Origin of the sequence: Streptomyces sp. E-08 (assembly GCF_049913095.1) — a bacterium.
Classification (GTDB): Bacteria; Actinomycetota; Actinomycetes; order Streptomycetales; family Streptomycetaceae; genus Streptomyces.
The window spans coordinates 5,399,281-5,417,093 of record NZ_CP183971.1 but is presented as its reverse complement, the minus strand read 5'-3'; the positions used below and the strand labels follow the sequence as shown (position 1 = coordinate 5,417,093).

Here is a 17,813-nt window from a genome sequence, read left to right as displayed (position 1 = left end):
GCTCCGCTCGTCTTGTGTCCGGCGCCCTCGGTGCTGAGCCCGTTCGCGCCGGATCAGCTCAGCAAGCTAACACCGGCGAGGCGGACAAAGGACAACCGATCACGTCTTTTCAGGACGTGAGAATCAGCACCCACGCCCAGAGGAACCGACGCTCGGGCGGGCCGGATGGTTGCGTGAAGGGATGATTCCGCTTAGTGACCGATCACCGGATCCGCGGCTATACATCGTGCGTATACACCCCGTGTACAGTGGTCCCATGTCCATCGGTCACACCCTGCTCGGGCTCCTGGAGTCCGGACCGCGCCACGGCTACGACCTCAAGCGCGCCTTCGACGAGAAGTTCGGCCAGGACCGGCCGCTCCACTACGGCCAGGTCTACTCGACCATGTCCCGGCTCCTGAAGAACGGCCTGGTCGTCGTCGACGGCATCGAGGCCGGCGGCGGCCCCGAGCGGAAGCGGTACGCCATCACCGAGGCCGGCATCACCGATGTCGCCCAGTGGCTCGCCACCCCCGAGAAGCCGGAGCCGTACCTCCAGTCCACGCTCTACACCAAGGTCGTCCTCGCGCTGCTCACCGGCCGCGGAGCCGCCGACCTCCTCGACATCCAGCGCGCCGAGCACCTGCGCCTGATGCGCGAGCTCACCCGGCGCAAGCGGGACGGCGACCTCGCCGACCAGCTCATCTGCGACCACGCCCTCTTCCACCTGGAGGCGGACCTGCGCTGGCTCGAACTGACCGCCGCCCGCCTCGACGCGCTCGCCGAGGAGATCCGCCGATGAGCCCCACCCCGCTGCTCCACGCCACCGGCCTGGACAAGACCTACGGCCCGACCCCGGCGCTCGCGGGCGCCGACTTCGCCCTCCGGGCCGGCGAGGTCGTCGCCGTCATGGGCCCCTCCGGCTCCGGCAAGTCGACGCTCCTCCACTGCCTGGCCGGCATCGTGCGCCCCGACGCCGGGACCATCGCCTACGACGGACGCGAGCTCACCGCGCTCTCCGACGGCGCGCGCAGCTCCCTGCGCCGCACCGACTTCGGGTTCGTCTTCCAGTTCGGCCAGCTCGTCCCCGAGCTGACCTGCGTCGAGAACGTCGCCCTCCCGCTCCGCCTCAACGGCGAGAAGCGGAAGACCGCCGAGGCCAGGGCCGCCGAGTGGCTCGCCCGCCTGGAGGTCGACCCCGTCGCGGACAAGCGCCCCGGCGAGATATCCGGCGGCCAGGGCCAGCGCGTCGCCGTCGCCCGCGCCCTCGTCACCGCCCCGCGCGTGATCTTCGCCGACGAACCGACCGGCGCGCTCGACTCCCTCAACGGCGAGCGGGTCATGCGGCTCCTCACCGACGCCTCCCGGGACACCGGCGCCGCCGTCGTCCTCGTCACCCACGAGGCCCGGGTCGCCGCGTACTCCGACCGCGAGGTCGTCGTCCGGGACGGTTCGGTACGGGACGCGGAGTGGGCGGCATGAGCCTCGGCACCTGGGCCCGCGACCTGACGCTCGGCGCCCGGTTCGCGGTCACCGGCGGCCGCTCCGGCCTGCTCCGCACCGTGCTGACCGCGACCGGCGTCGGCTTCGGCGTGGCGCTGCTGCTGCTCGCCGCCTCCTTCCCGAACATGCTCTTCCAGCGGGAGGTACGGGAATCGGTCCGCGCCGTCGACGCCGGCCGGCAGGTCGACGCGCCCCGCGCCGACTCCTTTCTCCACCTCACCCGGAACACCGTCTACCGGGACGACACCATCAGCGGACTGCTGCTGCGGCCCGAGGGCGACGCGCCCCCGCTCCCGCCGGGCGCCGCGGCGTTCCCCGGGACCGGCGAGATGCTGGTCTCCCCCGCGCTCGGGAAGCTGCTCGACTCCCCCGAGGGCGCCCTCCTCAAGGAGCGGCTCCCCTACAAGGTCGTCGGGACGATCGGCCAGGCCGGACTCATCGGCCCGGCCGACCTGCGGTACGTCGCCCACGTCGACTTCCTCGACACCGACAACTTCGACGGGCGCGGCGTGCGCTACGGCTGGTCGGTGCCCGAGGAACCGATGAACGGGTTCCTGATCCTCCTCGTCGTCGTCGCCTGCGTCGTCCTGCTGCTTCCCGTCCTGGTCTTCATCGCGACCGCCGTCCGCTTCGGCGGCGAGCAGCGCGACCGGCGGCTCGCGGCGCTGCGGCTGATCGGCGCGGACACCGCCATGACCCGGCGGATCGCGGCCGGCGAGTCCCTCGCGAGCGCGCTGCTCGGGCTCCTCGTGGGCCTCGGGCTCTTCGCGGTGGCCCGGCAGTTCGCCGGCACGTTCACCATCTGGGACGTCAACGCCTATCCCGACGACGTCGTGCCGATGACCGCGCTCGCCGTGCTCGTCCTCGCCGTCGTCCCCGTCGCCTCGGTCGTGGTGAGCCTCTTCGCGCTGCGCGGAGTGGCCATCGAACCGCTCGGCGTCGTACGGGCCGCCACCCCGCGGCGCCGTCGGCTGTGGTGGCGGCTGCTGCTCCTGGTGGCCGGTGTGGCCGTTCTGGTCCCGCGCATCGGGGACATCGAACTCAGCGACACCAGCATCGACACCTTTAGCGTCGTGACCGGCACCACGGTCGCCCTGATCGGCCTCACCAGCCTTCTGCCGTGGCTCGTCGAGGCGGGCGTGAAACGACTGCACGCCGGACCGGTGGCCTGGCAGCTCGCGGTCCGCAGGCTCCAGCTGAGCAGCGGCACGGCGGCCCGCGCGGTCAGCGGCATCGTGGTCGCGGCGACCGGGGCGATCGCGCTCCAGATGCTCTTCCAGGCGATGGAGACCGAGTTCACGCTCGTCAGCGGCGAGGACACCACCCGCGCCCAGATCGCGATCGGCACCGACGCCCGGAACGTCGGCGAGGCCCGCGGGGTGATCGACCGCGTCGCGCGGACCGAGGGCGTCTCCGGAGTGATCGGCGTCGTCGAATCCCGGGTGTGGCGGCCCGGTCCGCTGAAGGGCGGCGAGGAGTTCGCCCCGGCGGCCTCGCTCCGGGTCGGCGACTGCGCCTCCCTGCAGGAGTTCGCCACGCTGCCCTCCTGCACGGACGGCGACGTGTTCGTCTTCCTCGCGCACGGGGCGCAGGGCAACCCGGACGACAGCTTCGTGACCAAGGCGGCCCGGCCCGGCGCACCGGTCGCCCTGCGCGACCCGTATCCGCACCCGAGCGAGCCGAAGCGGCCGAACGACGGCCCGGTGCCGCAGTGGCGCATCCCCGCCACGGCCAAGGTCGTGGACTCCCGCCCGGACCCGACGGGCATGTACCAGTACGGGGTCCTCGCCACCCCGTCGGCGATCGGCACCGCCCCGCTCGACGACCCCGACGCACAGGTCATGGTCCGGCTCGACCCGGCCGTGCCCGACGCAGCCGACCGCGTACGGAACACGGCGGACGCCATCGACCCGACGTCCTGGGTGCGCACCCTGAAGGACACCGAGCGCGACGCGGCGTTCTCCAGCGTCCGCACCGGCATCCTCGTCGGCTCCACCCTGACGATGCTCCTGGTGGCGGCCTCGCTCCTGGTCGCGACCCTGGAGCAGCTCAGGGACCGCAAGCGGCTGCTCTCCTCGCTGGTCGCCTTCGGTACCCGGCGCTCCACCCTGAGCTGGTCGGTGCTGTGGCAGACGGCGGTGCCGATCCTCCTCGGACTCGTCCTGTCCGTGGCGGGCGGTCTCGGCCTCGGGGTGGTCCTGCTGAAGATGGGCGGGCAGCGGGTCGAGGACTGGTGGGGCTTCCTGCCCGTCGTCGGGATCGGCCTCGGGCTGATCGCGGCGGTGACGCTGCTGAGCCTGCCGGTGCTGTGGCGGCTGATGCGCGCGGACGGCCTGCGCACGGAGTAACCCGCCGTCCGCATGTACGAGGAGGGGCGTCGGATCCTGGCACCGGGGGGTGCCAGGAGCGGGCGCCCCTCACCCGTACGTGAGCACGCGCACGGGTCAGGCCCCCGCGCCCAGCACCCGGACCGGAAGCCCCCTCATCGCGCCCCGCAGGGCCTCCGCGAGCTCCTCGAACTCGGCGTGCCGGGCCGCGCCCGTCCGCATCGCGAGGGCGATCCGCCGCGAGGGCGCCGGTTCGGCGAACCTCCCGGTCCACAGGGCGGTGTTGCGCGCGGTCTCGACGGTCACGGCGGTGCGCGGCAGCAGGGTCACCCCGAGACCGCCGGCGACCAGCTGGACCAGGGTGGCGAGCCCGGCGGCGGTGGTGGTGACCTCGGCGCCGCCGGTGCGCCCGGCCTCCCGGCAGATGTCGAGGGCCTGGTCGCGCAGGCAGTGCCCCTCGTCGAGGAGCAGCAGCCGGAGTTCCCTGAGGGCCTCGCGCGGGATGTCGTCCCGCCCGGCCAGCGGGTGGCCCTCCGGGGTGACCAGGACGAAGTCCTCGTCGAAGAGGGGGAGTTCGGTGACCCCGGGCACTCCGAGCGGCACGGCGAGCAGCAGCAGGTCGAGCCGCCCGGCGGTGAGCCCCTCCAGGAGCGAGGAGGTCTGCTCCTCGTGGACCTGGAGGTCGAGCTCGGGGTAGCGCCGGTGGACGAGCCGCAGGACGGTGGGCAGCAGGTAGGGCGCGACGGTGGGGATCACGCCGAGCCGCAGGACGCCGGTGAAGGGGGCCTGGGCCGCCTCCGCCTCCTCCATGAGCTCCGCCACCGCGTCGAGGACGGCCCGTGCGCGGACCGCGAGCCGCTCCCCCGAGGGCGAGAGCAGCACCTTCCGCGTCGTACGCTCGAGGAGCTGGACACCGAGTGCCTCTTCGAGAGCCGAAACCGCGCCCGAGAGGGCGGGCTGGCTCATGCCGATGGCCGCCGCCGCATCGCGGAAGTGCAGATGCTCGGCGACCGCCACGAAGGCTCTGAGCTGCGAGAGGCTCGGCTGTTTGCCTCGGTGCGGGGCGTGCGGGGTGCTGTACGGGGATGCCACTGATAACCACCTTCGATCAACACGACCCACTCTAGCTATTTCACTGATCAATGCACTCCGTGCCATGCTGTGAGCCGTCCAACCCCCACGGAAGACCCCAAAAGGGACCCTTCCTGCTTGCAAGGAGAGCGCGTGCTCACTGTCGGTGACAAGTTCCCCACCTACGACCTGACCGCCTGCGTGTCGCTGGAGAGCGGCAAGGAGTTCGAGCAGATCGACCACAAGGCCTACGAGGGCAAGTGGCGCGTGGTGTTCTTCTGGCCGAAGGACTTCACCTTCGTCTGCCCGACCGAGATCGCCGCGTTCGGCAAGCTGAACGACGAGTTCGCCGACCGCGACGCCCAGATCCTCGGTGTCTCGGGCGACTCCGAGTTCGTCCACCACGCCTGGCGCAAGGACCACGCCGACCTGCGTGACCTGCCCTTCCCGATGCTGGCCGACTCGAAGCACGAGCTCATGAGCGACTGCGGCGTCCGCGGCGAGGACGGCTTCGCCCAGCGCGCCGTCTTCATCGTGGACCCGAACAACGAGATCCAGTTCGTCATGGTGACCGCCGGCTCCGTCGGCCGTAACCCCAAGGAGGTCCTGCGGGTCCTCGACGCCCTGCAGACCGACGAGCTGTGCCCGTGCAACTGGAACAAGGGCGAGAACACCCTCGACGCGGCCGCCCTCCTCTCCGGCGAGTAAGGGCGATCCGACATGGCTCTCGACGAACTGAAGTCCGCCATACCGGACTTCGCCAAGGACCTGAAGCTGAACCTCGGTTCGGTCATCGGCAACAGTGACCTCCCGCAGCAGCAGCTGTGGGGCACCGTCCTCGCCTGCGCGATCGCCTCGCGCTCGCCGAAGGTGCTCAGGGAGCTGGAGCCCGAGGCCCAGGCCAACCTGAAGCCCGAGGCGTACCAGGCCGCCAAGTCCGCCGCCGCGATCATGGCGATGAACAACGTCTTCTACCGGACCCGGCACCTGCTGTCGGACCCCGAGTACGGGACGCTGCGCGCCGGCCTGCGGATGAACGTCATCGGCAACCCGGGCGTCGAGAAGGTCGACTTCGAGCTGTGGTCGCTGGCCGTCTCCGCGATCAACGGCTGCGGCCAGTGCCTGGACTCGCACGAGCAGGTCCTGCGCCAGGCCGGTGTCGACCGCGCCACGATCCAGGAGGCCGTCAAGATCGCCGCGGTGATCCAGGCGGTCGGCGTCACCCTCGACGCGGAAGCGGTCCTCGCCGAGTAGTCGGCGCGGCCGTACGAGAAGGGCCCCGGGGCTTCGCGCCCCGGGGCCCTTCCGTCATGTCCTGAGCGCCGCCATGAGGGCCAGCAGGTCCTGGGTCATCGGGACGTCGATCCCGGAGAGGTCGACGGGCTCGGCCTCGCCGAGCGGGTTCCCCTGCTCGTCGGTGCTGTACTGCCGGTAGACCTCCAGCTCGAACTGGGCCTGGCCGTCGAGGACCCGGATCTGCCCGCCCTCGCCGCCGCGGTCGTCGAAGAAGGCCTGCTCCCCGAGGCCGCCGATCGGCGTCGCGACGTCGTAGTACTTCGCCCGCGCCGCGAACTCGGGCCCGGGGTCCGTCACCTTGTGCAGGGTGTACGTGAGGGTGGCGCTGTATCCGGCGTCCGGATCGCCGTACATCATCGAGCAGGACGTCTCGTACACGGCGGGATCGTCCATCTCGGGCCCGATGCCGTCCTCGCTGCGCTTGCCGAGGATCCCGCCGAGCGCCTTCAGCTTCGCCTTCTCGCAGAGCTTCACCCCCGTGGGGTACCCGCCGAGGTCCGGGCCCGGATCCTTCTTCTGCGCGTACGCGTAGAGCCCGCCGCCCCACAGGGCCGAGGCGAGGACCGCGCCGCCCAGCGCCCACAGCCAGGGGCGGCGGGTCCGGGGCGGGCGCGGCGGCGGGACGTCGGTGAGCACCTCGGGGTCGTCGAACTCCACGCCGCCCACGAGTTCCGGCTCGGATATCACTTGCCCGCCCCCTCGACGGCGCCCGGCGCCGGGACCGGCGCCACGGCGAAGGCGGTCGCCCCACGGGGTTCCGGCGTGCTGCGGAGGGCCTGTTCGGTGCTGTAGGCGCGCAGGTAGCCGACCACCGTGTTGGCGACGGCGACCAGCGGGACGGCGACGACGGCGCCGCCGATGCCGGCGGTCAGACCGCCGGCCGCGACCGCGAGGACGACGGCGAGCGGATGGACGCGGACCGCCCGGCCCAGGATGAAGGGCTGGAGGACGTGGCCCTCGATCTGCTGCACGGCGAGGACGACGACGAGCACCATCAGCGCGGTGAAGGGGCCGTTGGTGACGAGCGCGACGACGACGGCGAGGGCGCCGGAGATGACCGCGCCGACCAGCGGGATGAAGGCGAAGAGGAAGATGAAGACGGCCAGCGGCACCGCCATCGGCACGTCGAGGAACCAGAGTCCGAGGCCGATGAAGACGGCGTCGATGAGGGCGACGAGGACCGTGCCGCGCACATAGGCGGTGAGGGTGCGCCAGGCGCGCGGGCCGGCGCCGGCGACGCCCGGCCGGGCCTGCGCGGGCACCAGCTTGAGGGTCCACTCCCAGACCTTCTTCCCGTCGTAGAGCAGGAAGAGCGTCGAGAACATGGCGAGCAGGATGCCGGTCATCGCCTCGACGACGACGGTGACGCCCTGGAGTCCGACCTGGGTGATCTGTTCGGCGTTGGCGCCGACGGAGTCGCTGAGGTTCTTCGCGATGCCGTTGATCTGCTGCTCGGTGACGTGGAAGGGGCTGTTGAGGAGGCCTCGCTTGAGCTCCTCGATGCCGTTCTTGATCTGGTCGGACAGGTTGTCGATGTTGTCCATGACCTGCCAGACCACGAACCAGCCGACCAGGCCCATGACGACGAAGCCGGAGACGGCGGTCACGGCGGTGGCGAGCCCGCGCGGCAGGCCCTTGCGGCGCAGCATGGCCACGGTGGGCTGGAGCAGGGCGGTGACGAGGAGCGCGGCGACGAAGGCGAGGACGACCAGCTGCACGGAGCTGATCACCTTCATCAGGACCCAGACCGTGCCGGCGAGGACGAGCAGCCGCCAACTCGCCTCGGCGGCCACGCGCATGCCCCAGGGGATGGCGGCGACCGGGTCGGGGCGGGCGGCGACCGCCGGTGCGTACGAGGGGGGTGCGGGGACGGAGCGGCCGGACTCGCCGGGGGCGCCGTCCGGCGCCGCGGTCCCGGTCGCGGGGAGCGGCGCGGCGGTGTCGGGGTCGTCGGCGTCGGACCGCACCGGGGCGGCCGCGGGCTCGTACGGGACGTCGTGGACGTACGGCGGTCCGAGCGGGTCCTCCCGCTCCGCCTCGGCCCGGCGCTCGTCGAGGCGTTCACCCATGCGGCTCAGGCTCTCGCCGAACCGGCCCAGCCACCCTGGCACTCTGGACATCTCTTCCCTCTTCCCCCCGCTCATTCCTCCTCGCGAACCTACACGCAAGAGGCCCCCCACCGTAGGACGGTGAGGGGCTCCTGGAGGTTGAGCGCGGTACTAGTACCAGCGGTTGGCCTGCCAGAACGACCAGGCGCCGCACGGGCTGCCGTAGCGGCCGTCCATGTAGCTGAGGCCCCACTTGATCTGGGTGGCGGGGTTGGTCTGCCAGTCGGCGCCGGCCGAGGCCATCTTGGAGCCCGGAAGGGCCTGGACGAGGCCGTAGGCACCCGAAGACGGGTTGGACGCGCGGTAGTTCCAGCCGGACTCGTGGTCCACGATGTTGCTGAAGCACTGGAACTGGTCGGAGGCCATCATCTGGCGGGCCATCGACTTGATCTCGGAGACGCTGTAGGAGCCCTGCGCGGAGAACGACGACGCGTCGCGGGCGGCCGAACGGCTCGCGCGCTCCTCGGCCTCCTTCTCCTTGCGCTCCTTCTCGGCCTTCTCCTCGGCGGCCGCCTTGTCGGCGGCCTCCTTCTTCGCCTCGGCGTCCTTGGCGGCGCGGAGGCGGGCCGTCTCCTCGGCGGACTTCTTCGCGGCCGAGTCGGCCGCGGCGGCCTGGACGTCGGCCTGCTGCGAGAGGGACGAGACCTGTACCTGGGCCTGCTCGCCCGCGGGGATGTCCGCGAGCAGCGTGGTGTCGGCCGCGGTGGCTTCGAAGTTGTCGTCCGAGGCCTGGGCGGCGTTGCCCGAGGCAACACCCACGACAGCGCCGACGGTGGTGACCGCAGTGGCCGAAGCCACCGCGAATCCCCGGACCGAGATCCGGCTCACACGGTTTCCTTCCAGCACGCCCGCACAGGTGACCACGCGAGCGAAATCTTGCCCCTGGCACTGGTCTCCGACGTACGGGGTCACAGAAGACACGGGCCCGTGGTGCTGTGGGCGGCATACGGTCAACGGCTGTGGAGTTGTGTGGTGCTGTGCGCACCCCTGAGGGTGCACGTGTGCCGTATGCGGGGCCTGACGGAAGCAAGACTCTGCCGGACGGCGACACCGCAAGGCAATTCCGTGTTGCGTGTGAAAGCTCACACCTCGGTGGACCCAGGTGTTTTGACGGATCCACGGGACAGGGGGGCGCCGCCCGGCTAAGCTCCTGGGCTTTGCCGGGCGGCGCCAACTGCCTTACCCGTACGGACGGGTACGAATCGGTCAGATCTGACCGTCCTCCAGCATCTCCGTCACGAGCGCGGCGATCTGCGAGCGCTCGGAGCGGGTGAGCGTGACGTGGGCGAAGAGCGGATGCCCCTTCAGCTTCTCGACCACGGCGACGACTCCGTCGTACCGCCCCACCCGGAGGTTGTCGCGCTGGGCGACGTCATGGGTCAGGACGACCCGCGAATTCGCCCCGATCCGGGACAGAACGGTCAACAGGACGTTCCGCTCCAGGGACTGGGCCTCGTCCACGATGACGAAGGCGTCGTGGAGCGAGCGGCCGCGGATGTGGGTGAGCGGCAGGACCTCCAGCATCCCGCGCCCGAGCACCTCCTCGATGACCTCGCGGCTCGCGACCGAGGACAGCGTGTCGAAGACGGCCTGGGCCCACGGGCTCATCTTCTCGGACTCGCTGCCCGGCAGGTACCCGAGCTCCTGGCCGCCGACCGCGTACAGCGGGCGGAAGACCATCACCTTCTGGTGCTGCCGGCGCTCCAGGACCGCTTCCAGGCCCGCGCAGAGCGCGAGCGCGGACTTGCCGGTGCCGGCCCGGCCGCCCATGGAGATGATGCCGACGTCCGGGTCGAGGAGCAGGTCCAGCGCGATCCGCTGCTCGGCGCTGCGGCCGTGCAGCCCGAAGGCCTCCCGGTCGCCCCTGACCAGTCGTACGTTCCCGTCGGGGGTGACGCGGCCGAGCGCCTTGCCGCGCTCGGACTGGAGCACCAGGCCCGTGTGGACCGGGAGCTCGGCGGCCTCCGGGACGTACAGCGTGCTCTGCTCGAAGAGCAGGTCCACCTGCTCGCCGGAGAGCGCGAGCTCGGACATCCCGGTCCAGCCGTTGGCGTCCGTGATGGCGAGCTCGGCGCGGTACTCCTCGGCGAGGAGACCCACCGAGGAGGCCTTGATGCGCAGCGGCAGGTCCTTGGAGACGACCGTGACGTCGTACCCCTCGGCCTGGAGGTTGCGCGCGACGGCGAGGATCCGTGAGTCGTTGTCCCCCAACCTGTAGCCGGCGGGGAGGACGCCGGGGTCGGAATGGTTGAGTTCGACACGCAGGGTGCCGCCCAGCTCCCCGACGGGGAGGGGGGCGTCGAGGCGTCCGTACCGGACCCGGAAGTCGTCGAGCAGGCGCAGGGCCTGCCGGGCGAAGTAGCCGAGCTCGGGATGGTGCCGCTTGGCCTCCAGCTCCGTCACGACGACGATCGGGAGCACGACCTCGTGCTCCTCGAAGCGCGAGACGGCGTTGGGGTCGGCCAGCAGGACGCTGGTGTCGAGAACATAGGTGCGCCGGTCGGAAAGGCGGCGCTTCGTGCTGGTCACCACGGAAGGACAGACCCCCTCGGAAGACCCCTGTGAGGTCGGGGTGCGACGGAACCGGTGTCGCTGCGGAATGGGACCGGGCTCAGGCCGCGATGCGCGGGCCGAACCACGGCCCTCCGCTTCTCCCGTACGTGTCCCGCACGGTCGTCCTGGTGCAAGGGGCCTCCCGGGTGGCGGTCTCCGTGCCGCTCACTTCACCAGGGATATGCCCTCGAACAGCCACTGCCATGCCATGGCATATGACGACGTGTTCATGAACACGAGGTGATCGGTTCCGACCGGGTATGTCCGGAGGGGTGACGCGGACGGTCAGGAGCCGTAGCGCCGGTGCCGGGCCGCGTAGTCCCGCAGCGCCCGCAGGAAGTCGACCTTCCGGAAGGCCGGCCAGTGGACCTCGCAGAAGTAGTACTCGGAATGGGCGCTCTGCCACAGCATGAACCCGGAGAGACGCTGCTCGCCGCTGGTCCGGATCACCAGGTCCGGGTCGGGCTGACCGCGCGTGTAGAGGTGCTCCGAGATGTGCTCGACGTCGACGATCTCGGCGAGCTCCTCGAAGCTCGTCCCGCGCTCCGCGTGCTCCAGGAGCAGCGAGCGGACCGCGTCCGCGATCTCCTGCCGGCCGCCGTAGCCCACCGCGACGTTCACGAGTATCCCCGTGTTGCCGTGGGTGGCCTGCTCGGCCTCCTTCAGCACCGTCTGGGTGCGGGCGGGCAGCAGGTCCATCGTGCCGACGTGGTGGACCCGCCAGCGGCCGTCGGCGGCCAGCGAACGCACCGCGTTCTCGATGATGCCGAGCAGCGGGACGAGCTGCTCCTCGGGGCGGTTCAGGTTGTCCGTCGAGAGCATCCAGAGGGTGACGACCTCGACGTCCGTCTCGGCGCACCAGCCCAGCAGCTCCTGGATCTTGTCCGCGCCGGCCTTGTGTCCCTGCTCGGGGGTCCCGCCGGACGCCTTGGCCCAGCGACGGTTCCCGTCGAGGATGACCCCGATGTGCTTGGGCACCTGGGTGTGGTCGAGGCGGCCTTCCACCCGGCGTGCGTAGAGCCCGTACACCAGGTCGCGCAGGTTCACTGTTCTTTACCCCTCCATGCAGTGTCGGCCCCCGAAGCCGCCAGACTACTGCGCACGGGCGACGGGCTCCCAGCCCGGGACTGTCACAAGTCCGTGATAAGCAGAGATACGTGACTGATTCCCCCCTGTACCGCGCCTCCGCGGACCGCTACGACGCCATGGAGTACCGCCGCACCGGCCGCAGCGGCCTCAAGCTCCCCGCGATCTCGCTCGGCCTCTGGCACAACTTCGGCGACGACAAGGCCCTCGACACCCAGCGCGCGATCCTCCGCCGCGCCTTCGACCTCGGCGTCACCCACTTCGACCTGGCGAACAACTACGGGCCGCCGCCCGGCTCCGCCGAGCTGAACTTCGGCAAGCTCTTCGCCCAGGACTTCGCGCCCTACCGCGACGAGCTGATCATCTCGACCAAGGCCGGCTACGAGATGCACCCCGGCCCGTACGGCGAGTGGGGCTCCCGCAAGTACCTGCTGTCCTCGCTCGACGCCTCCCTGAACCGGATGGGCCTCGACTACGTCGACATCTTCTACTCGCACCGCTTCGATCCGCACACCCCGCTGGAGGAGACGATGGGGGCCCTGGCCTCCGCCGTCCAGCAGGGCAAGGCGCTGTACGTCGGCGTCTCCTCGTACAACAGCGAGCAGACCGCCGAGGCCGCGCGGATCCTCACCGGGATGGGCGTCCGCCCGCTCATCCACCAGCCCTCGTACTCCATGATCAACCGGTGGACCGAGGAGGACGCCCTCCTGGACACCCTGGAGGCGGCCGGCATGGGCTGCATCTCCTTCGTCCCGCTCGCGCAGGGGCTGCTCACCAACAAGTACCTGAAGGGCATCCCGGAGGGCTCGCGGGCCACCCAGGGCAAGTCCCTCGACCCGAACCTGCTCTCCGACGAGGTGCTGCGGCGCCTGCGCGGTCTCGCGGACATCGCCGAGCGGCGCGGGCAGTCCCTCGCCCAGCTGGCGCTGTCGTGGGTGCTGCGGGACGAGCGGATGACCTCGGCGCTGATCGGCGCGTCCAGCGTCGCCCAGCTGGAGGAGAACGTGGCCGCGCTCGCGGGCGCGCCGCTCACGGACGAGGAGCTCAAGGAGATCGACTCGTTCGCGGTGGACACCGCCGGCACGAACATCTGGGCCGGCCGGGGCTGACGGTTCCGACGGGGCCGGGGAAAAGAAAAACGGGCCGGTCCGTGGGGGGGATACGGACCGGCCCGAGGGGGGGTTTCCACCATAACCCTTCGATAGTCGTCTTGCGCGCCACGTGCGCCGAACGAACCGTGGCGGATGTGCCGGATCCCAAGCGGCACAAGGGATCCGAGGCCCTGTGGCGGGTTTGCGCCCCGGCGTGGCGGCGGGGTTCCGTCCCTCCGAAGAGGGACCGCCCGCCCGGGGCGCGACGTTGACGGGAGAGCCCCCGGCGGCCCGCCTTCCCGGCAGGTCAGCCGCCTGAGCGGCGGTACGGCAGGGCGAGCCCGTCGCATCGTGCGACGACCTCGTGGCCGTGCGTACGGGTCGCGGCGGCTCGGCGGGGTACGGCGTCGCGGCGGCTCGGCGGGGTACGGCCAGGAGTCAGGCCGGGACGGTGAACGCGCCGAGGAGGAGGCCGAGCAGAAGGCCGCCGAGCATGAAGGGGCCGAAGGGGATCGCCGAGGAGCGGTCGGCCCGGCGCAGCAGGACGAGCCCGAGGCCGTACACCGCGCCGAGGAGGAAGCCTGCGAAGGCCCCCGCGAAGAGCACGCCCCAGCCGTACCAGCCGAGGGCGGCGCCCAGCGGGACCGCCAGCTTCACGTCGCCGAGGCCGAGCTGGCTCGGGCTGATCACGTGGAGCAGCAGGTACGCGCCGCCGAGGACGAGCCCGCCGAGCAGCGCGTGGAACCAGGACCCGGCGCCGTACGGGAGGAGTTCGGCGGCACCGAGGAGCAGCGGGACGGCGACGGCGAGCGGCAGGGTCAGACCGTCCGGGAGGCGGTGCACGCGCGCGTCCACCGTGGCGAGGAGCACCGCGAAGGGCGCGCCGAGCAGCCAGACCGCGAGCTCGGGCCGGGGCGCGCCGGTGGCGGCGGCGAGCGCGGCACAGGCCAGGGCGGTGAGCACGGGAGCGACGAGGGGGCTCGCGGTGGTCGCGCAGGCCTGCCGCCCCGGTCCGCCGAGCCAGCCGCGGCCGGGCCCGGCGAGGACGTGCCCGGCGGGGCAGCGGTCCCGCCACGGTTCCTCCGGATCCACCGAGAACCGGTACGCGGCCCGGGGCACGAGCAGCCCGGCGGCTGCCCCCCACAGGGCGGCGAGGGCGATCAGCGTGACGTACACGGACGAGACCCTAGGCGCCCGTGCCGCTACGGTCTGCCGCATGGGGAAATGGGCGGACGGGACGGGGACGTTGACGGTGGCGGCGCGGGAGGTCCCACTGGAGGTGGCGGCCTCCTACCGGGCCCGGCGGCGGGGGCTCCTCGGCCGGGACGGGATCGCGGGGGCGCTGCTCATCGTCCGCACGAACAGCGTCCACACCTTCGGCATGCGGTTCCCGATCGACGTGGCCTACCTGGACGGCTCGTTCACGGTCAGGTCCGTGGTCACGATGCGCCCGGGACGGCTCGGCATGATCCGCCCGCGCGGCCGGCACGTCCTGGAGGCGGAGGCGGGCGCGATGGCGGGCTGGGGTCTTGAGCCGGGGGTACGCGTGCGCGTGGACCTCACGGGGGTCCCGAACCGAGCAGGGTGAACGCCCCGTACGCGGCGGACGCGAGGGCGAGCCCGCCGAGGACCGGCACGGCCGTGCGGGTCCGCACGCGCGCGAGGGCCACGGCGGGCGGGAGCAGCAGCCCGAACGCGGGCATCATCAGCCGCGGCCGGGAACCGAAGTACGCGGCGCCCACGAGCGAGACGAACACCACCCCGACCGTGTACACGAGCAGCGGCAGCGGCTGCCGCTGCCGCACGCACAGCGCGACCAGCCCGCCGAGCAGCGCGAGCGCCGCGCACAACCCGAGGGCGGCGGGCCACGGCAGGCCCGCGATGAACCGGGCCAGGGCGACACCGCCGTCGATCGAGTTGCCCCAGGCCGCCTGGACGTCGAAGTAGGCGGTCGGACCGCCCTCGCGGACCCCGACGTAGGCGACGTACGCGAGCCAGCCCAGCGGGGCGATCAGCACCCCGGCCACCGTCCGCGCGGGCAGCCGCCGTTCCCGTACGAGGACGACGAGGGCCGTGACACCGAGGGCGGCGATCAGCGCCGCGGCCGTCGGCCGGGTCAGCCCGGCGACCGCGCACAGGACACCGGCCAGGATCCAGCGCCCGCGCAGCACCGCGTACAGCGACCAGGCGGCGAGGGCGGTGAACAGCGTCTCGGTGTACGCCATCGACTGGACGAACGCGGTGGGGTACACGCCCCACAGGACCGCGAGGAGCACGCCCACGCGTGGCCCGGCGACGTGGGTGCCGCAGCGGTGGATCCCCCAGGCGGCGGCGAGCCCGGCCGTCCAGGAGACGACGAGCCCGGCGGTGGCGGCGTCGACGGGGAGGACGGCGGAGAGGCCGCGCTCCAGTGCCGGGAGGAGCGGGAAGAAGGCGAGGTCGGAGTGGACGTCGCCGTTCGGCAGGGTGACCTGGTACCCGTACCCGTGCTCGGCGACGCGGACGTACCAGACGGAGTCCCAGCGCCCCTTGAGCCGGTGCAGCCCCTCCTCGCCGGTCGCGGCCGCGGCGACGGCCAGGACGACGAGGCCGACGAGGCGGGTGGCGACGTAGCCGCCGAGGGCGGCGAGGGTGGCACGGTCGGGCCTGCGGCCGGACAGGGGAAGGGGCGGGGACATGCGCCCGATTATCCCGGGGGCCCTTCCGGCCCGGCCGAGGGGCCTTGCCGCCCGGCCCCTCGGCCCAGGAGCCCTTCCGGCTCAGCCGAGGGGCCTTATGCGGACGAACTTCGCGGCCATGACGGGACCGAGCTGCTCGACGATCGCGTGCCCGGGCTCCTGCGGCGAGGGCAGGTCGCCCAGGAAGGAGGTGACGATGACCTCGTCGATGCCGAGGACGCCGCGGGCACTCTGCTCCTCCAGGAACGCGAGGGTGCTGCGCCAGTCGGCGACGCCGGGGGCCTCGCCGAGGAAGGACCGGACGGTGTCCTGGACGACGTCCCAGAAGAAGACGTGCGGCAGGACGCCGCCCTGATGGAAGACATGGGTCTCGTACACGCCCCGGAACTCGGGGATCCGGGTGACGAGATCACTGACCAACTGCACGCTGGAGGTGAGGTTCGGGCTCGCCGTCATCTGTCCAGAATGCTCCTGCCCGGGACGTACGTCTCGCCGGATTTACGCTTTCCTGGCGACGTCTTTCGCCGGGTTTTCCACAGGGGGTGCGAAGTGTCCCCCTTCCGTGGATCGTTGGGCGTATGTACGAGTTGGCGATCCTCGCCAGGGGCGGGGTCCTCCTGACGGTCTGGGCGGTCGCGGCGGGCTGGCCGCCGGGCCGGCTGGCCGGACGCCTGCGCCGCGACGGCTGGCAGCGGATCTGCCGGGGCGCCTGGGCGGCCCCCGGGAAGGAGGTGGACTGGCGGCTGAGGGCGACGGCCCTGCAGTTCCTGCGCCCGGAACTGGTGTGCAGCCACGGGACGGCGGCGCGGCTGCACCGCATCGAGGTGCTGGGCGGGGAGCCGTCGCCGGACCACCTCGACTTCACGGCGCCACCCGCGGCCGGGTCGGCACGCGGCCACGGCATACGCGTCCACACCACCGTCTTCCTCACGGACGGAGACCGGTCGCTCCGGCGGGGGCTGCGGACGACGACCCCGGCGCGGACGGTCGGCGACCTCATACGGGCCTCCGCGACCCGGGAGGAGGCGGTGGTCGTCGCGGACTCGGCCCTCGCGCGCCGGGCGGTCGGAGGCGTGCGACGGGAGGCCCTCGTCCGGTACGAGCAGCTCACCGCGGAACTCGCCGGCCCGCGCCGGGGTGCGGCCCGCGCCCGCGTCTGGCTGCGCCTTGCCGAACCGGCGTCGGGGTCCCCGGCGGAGACCGTGGCCCGGCTGCGGATGGGTGACGCGGGCCTGGCCCCCGAGTGCCAGCCGACGCTCCGGACGGCTCGGGACAGGGTGCTGCGCCCCGACTTCCTCTTCCGCGAGGCGGGCCTCGCGGTCGAGGTCGAGGGCTACGCCTTCCACGGCACCCGCCGCGCCCACGAACGGGACATCGCCCGCTTCAACGCGCTCCAGACCTGCCCGGAGGTCCGGCGGGTCCTGCGCTTCACGGCGCGGGAGGTGTTCCACCACCCGGACCGCATGACGGCCACGATCCGGGCGGCGCTGACGTCCCTGACCGCCTAGGGAGCGGTGGTCCGGGGGAAGGAGATCTCAACCCGCCGGTTCTTCTTGCGCCCCTCCTCGGTGCGGTTGTCGGCGATCGGGTAGTCCTCGCTGTAGCCGCGGATGTCGAACGTCGTCCCGGGATCGAGGGCGCGGGCGAGGACCTGCTGCACGGCGACGGCCCGCTCCTTCGACAGCTTGAGCCCGTGCTCGTACGTCCCCAGGTTGTCGGTGAACCCGAAGACCCGCACCCGGCCGGAGCCCATTCTGCGGATCTCGGCGGCGATGGCGGCGATGCGGGAGGAGGCGGCGGGGGTGAGCCTGGCGCTGTTCTTCGGGAACAGCACCTCGGCCTGGAGCGCGAACGTCACGTCGACGTTGGTGTCCTGCCGCCGCTGCTGCCCGCCCTCGTCCTCGACGATCTGCTTGATGTCGAGCACCTTGGCGGGGGCGAGGGTGGCACCGTCGGGCAGCATGAGCCCCGGCGAGTCCGGGTCGATGACGGGCGCGGGCGAGGAGGTCCCGGCGGCCCCGGGCGGATCGTCGGCGTAGGCGGCGGACACGGCACCCGGCCAGAACACGACGGAGACGAGCGCGAGGGCGGCGAGGCGGCGGTGAGTGATCGTCGTCATGG

18 protein-coding genes are annotated in these 17,813 nt (G+C 72.1%); 8 read left to right on the top strand and 10 right to left on the bottom strand.

Annotated elements, in window-relative coordinates:
- Nucleotides 1–256: 256 nt before the first annotated feature.
- Genes ACN9MM_RS25170 through ACN9MM_RS25160 form a run of 3 tightly spaced genes read left to right on the top strand, consistent with a single transcriptional unit; the run spans nt 257 to nt 3,830 of the window.
- Nucleotides 257–781 (top strand): PadR family transcriptional regulator, encoded by a 525-nt coding sequence (locus tag ACN9MM_RS25170; RefSeq protein WP_426365877.1) that lies wholly within the window; start codon nt 257–259, stop codon nt 779–781.
- On the top strand, nt 778–1,461 hold the full coding sequence (locus ACN9MM_RS25165) for an ABC transporter ATP-binding protein (protein WP_426365876.1): 684 nt from the start codon (nt 778–780) through the stop codon (nt 1,459–1,461). Before ACN9MM_RS25170 ends, ACN9MM_RS25165 begins: the two co-directional genes overlap by 4 nt.
- On the top strand, nt 1,458–3,830 hold the full coding sequence (locus ACN9MM_RS25160; RefSeq protein WP_426365875.1) for an FtsX-like permease family protein: 2,373 nt from the start codon (nt 1,458–1,460) through the stop codon (nt 3,828–3,830). The genes ACN9MM_RS25165 and ACN9MM_RS25160 overlap by 4 nt, the downstream gene beginning before the upstream one ends.
- 96 nt (nt 3,831–3,926) lie before the next feature.
- Here the strand turns inward: ACN9MM_RS25160 and ACN9MM_RS25155 are convergent, their stop codons facing one another.
- Complete coding sequence (locus ACN9MM_RS25155; RefSeq protein ID WP_426365874.1) at nt 3,927–4,901, bottom strand: hydrogen peroxide-inducible genes activator; 975 nt, start codon at nt 4,899–4,901, stop codon at nt 3,927–3,929.
- A gap of 132 nt (nt 4,902–5,033) precedes the next feature.
- Between ACN9MM_RS25155 and ACN9MM_RS25150 the strand changes: the two genes are divergently transcribed.
- Complete coding sequence (locus tag ACN9MM_RS25150) at nt 5,034–5,588, top strand: peroxiredoxin (RefSeq protein WP_365219945.1); 555 nt, start codon at nt 5,034–5,036, stop codon at nt 5,586–5,588.
- 12 nt (nt 5,589–5,600) lie between these two features.
- A complete protein-coding gene (locus ACN9MM_RS25145) occupies nt 5,601–6,134 on the top strand; it encodes an alkyl hydroperoxide reductase (RefSeq protein ID WP_361396014.1) in 534 nt (177 codons plus the stop codon).
- 54 nt (nt 6,135–6,188) lie between these two features.
- On the opposite strand, the gene ACN9MM_RS25140 is transcribed toward ACN9MM_RS25145, so the two are convergent.
- The 5 genes from ACN9MM_RS25140 to ACN9MM_RS25120 form a co-directional block, all read right to left on the bottom strand.
- Nucleotides 6,189–6,863: a hypothetical protein gene (locus ACN9MM_RS25140; RefSeq protein WP_426365873.1), complete on the bottom strand. Its 675-nt coding sequence runs from the start codon at nt 6,861–6,863 to the stop codon at nt 6,189–6,191.
- On the bottom strand, nt 6,860–8,296 hold the full coding sequence (locus ACN9MM_RS25135; protein WP_426365872.1) for an AI-2E family transporter: 1,437 nt from the start codon (nt 8,294–8,296) through the stop codon (nt 6,860–6,862). Before ACN9MM_RS25135 ends, ACN9MM_RS25140 begins: the two co-directional genes overlap by 4 nt.
- 99 nt (nt 8,297–8,395) lie before the next feature.
- Complete coding sequence (locus tag ACN9MM_RS25130) at nt 8,396–9,112, bottom strand: lytic transglycosylase domain-containing protein (RefSeq protein WP_426365871.1); 717 nt, start codon at nt 9,110–9,112, stop codon at nt 8,396–8,398.
- Between the two features lie 378 nt (nt 9,113–9,490).
- Nucleotides 9,491–10,816, bottom strand: coding sequence for a PhoH family protein (locus tag ACN9MM_RS25125; RefSeq protein WP_426365870.1), 1,326 nt, complete (start codon nt 10,814–10,816; stop codon nt 9,491–9,493).
- Between the two features lie 306 nt (nt 10,817–11,122).
- Complete coding sequence (locus ACN9MM_RS25120) at nt 11,123–11,884, bottom strand: isoprenyl transferase (protein ID WP_382865035.1); 762 nt, start codon at nt 11,882–11,884, stop codon at nt 11,123–11,125.
- Between the two features lie 110 nt (nt 11,885–11,994).
- Here ACN9MM_RS25120 and mgrA point away from each other — a divergent pair, with 110 nt between their 5' ends.
- On the top strand, nt 11,995–13,032 hold the full coding sequence (gene mgrA, locus ACN9MM_RS25115; protein ID WP_426365869.1) for an L-glyceraldehyde 3-phosphate reductase: 1,038 nt from the start codon (nt 11,995–11,997) through the stop codon (nt 13,030–13,032).
- Nucleotides 13,033–13,452: 420 nt separating this feature from the next.
- Here mgrA and ACN9MM_RS25110 read toward each other — a convergent pair whose 3' ends face one another.
- Nucleotides 13,453–14,190, bottom strand: a complete 738-nt coding sequence (locus ACN9MM_RS25110; RefSeq protein ID WP_426365868.1) for a prepilin peptidase — start codon at nt 14,188–14,190, stop codon at nt 13,453–13,455.
- Between the two features lie 40 nt (nt 14,191–14,230).
- On the opposite strand from ACN9MM_RS25110, the gene ACN9MM_RS25105 reads away from it, so the two are divergent.
- Nucleotides 14,231–14,602: a DUF192 domain-containing protein gene (locus ACN9MM_RS25105; protein ID WP_426365867.1), complete on the top strand. Its 372-nt coding sequence runs from the start codon at nt 14,231–14,233 to the stop codon at nt 14,600–14,602.
- Here the strand turns inward: ACN9MM_RS25105 and ACN9MM_RS25100 are convergent.
- Together ACN9MM_RS25100 and ACN9MM_RS25095 are read right to left on the bottom strand one after the other, a co-directional pair.
- Entirely contained in the window at nt 14,574–15,692 is a 1,119-nt protein-coding gene (locus ACN9MM_RS25100) for a hypothetical protein (protein WP_426365866.1), read from the bottom strand. The genes ACN9MM_RS25105 and ACN9MM_RS25100 overlap by 29 nt on opposite strands.
- A gap of 81 nt (nt 15,693–15,773) precedes the next feature.
- Nucleotides 15,774–16,148 (bottom strand): hypothetical protein, encoded by a 375-nt coding sequence (locus ACN9MM_RS25095; RefSeq protein WP_382865020.1) that lies wholly within the window; start codon nt 16,146–16,148, stop codon nt 15,774–15,776.
- 122 nt (nt 16,149–16,270) lie between these two features.
- Here ACN9MM_RS25095 and ACN9MM_RS25090 point away from each other — a divergent pair, with 122 nt between their 5' ends.
- Nucleotides 16,271–17,200, top strand: a complete 930-nt coding sequence (locus ACN9MM_RS25090; protein ID WP_426365865.1) for a hypothetical protein — start codon at nt 16,271–16,273, stop codon at nt 17,198–17,200.
- Here ACN9MM_RS25090 and ACN9MM_RS25085 read toward each other — a convergent pair.
- Nucleotides 17,197–17,811, bottom strand: a complete 615-nt coding sequence (locus ACN9MM_RS25085; protein WP_426365864.1) for an OmpA family protein — start codon at nt 17,809–17,811, stop codon at nt 17,197–17,199. The genes ACN9MM_RS25090 and ACN9MM_RS25085 overlap by 4 nt on opposite strands.
- Nucleotides 17,812–17,813: the final 2 nt, after the last annotated feature.

Coding starts and splice junctions, on each gene's coding strand:
- ACN9MM_RS25135 (WP_426365872.1), bottom strand. CDS start 8,296: ATGTCCAGAGTGCCAGGGTGGCTGGGCCGGTTCGGCGAGAGCCTGAGC.
- ACN9MM_RS25100 (WP_426365866.1), bottom strand. CDS start 15,692: ATGTCCCCGCCCCTTCCCCTGTCCGGCCGCAGGCCCGACCGTGCCACC.
- ACN9MM_RS25105 (WP_426365867.1), top strand. CDS start 14,231: ATGGGGAAATGGGCGGACGGGACGGGGACGTTGACGGTGGCGGCGCGG.
- ACN9MM_RS25170 (WP_426365877.1), top strand. CDS start 257: ATGTCCATCGGTCACACCCTGCTCGGGCTCCTGGAGTCCGGACCGCGC.
- ACN9MM_RS25145 (WP_361396014.1), top strand. CDS start 5,601: ATGGCTCTCGACGAACTGAAGTCCGCCATACCGGACTTCGCCAAGGAC.
- ACN9MM_RS25160 (WP_426365875.1), top strand. CDS start 1,458: ATGAGCCTCGGCACCTGGGCCCGCGACCTGACGCTCGGCGCCCGGTTC.
- ACN9MM_RS25095 (WP_382865020.1), bottom strand. CDS start 16,148: ATGACGGCGAGCCCGAACCTCACCTCCAGCGTGCAGTTGGTCAGTGAT.
- ACN9MM_RS25085 (WP_426365864.1), bottom strand. CDS start 17,811: ATGACGACGATCACTCACCGCCGCCTCGCCGCCCTCGCGCTCGTCTCC.
- ACN9MM_RS25165 (WP_426365876.1), top strand. CDS start 778: ATGAGCCCCACCCCGCTGCTCCACGCCACCGGCCTGGACAAGACCTAC.
- ACN9MM_RS25090 (WP_426365865.1), top strand. CDS start 16,271: ATGTACGAGTTGGCGATCCTCGCCAGGGGCGGGGTCCTCCTGACGGTC.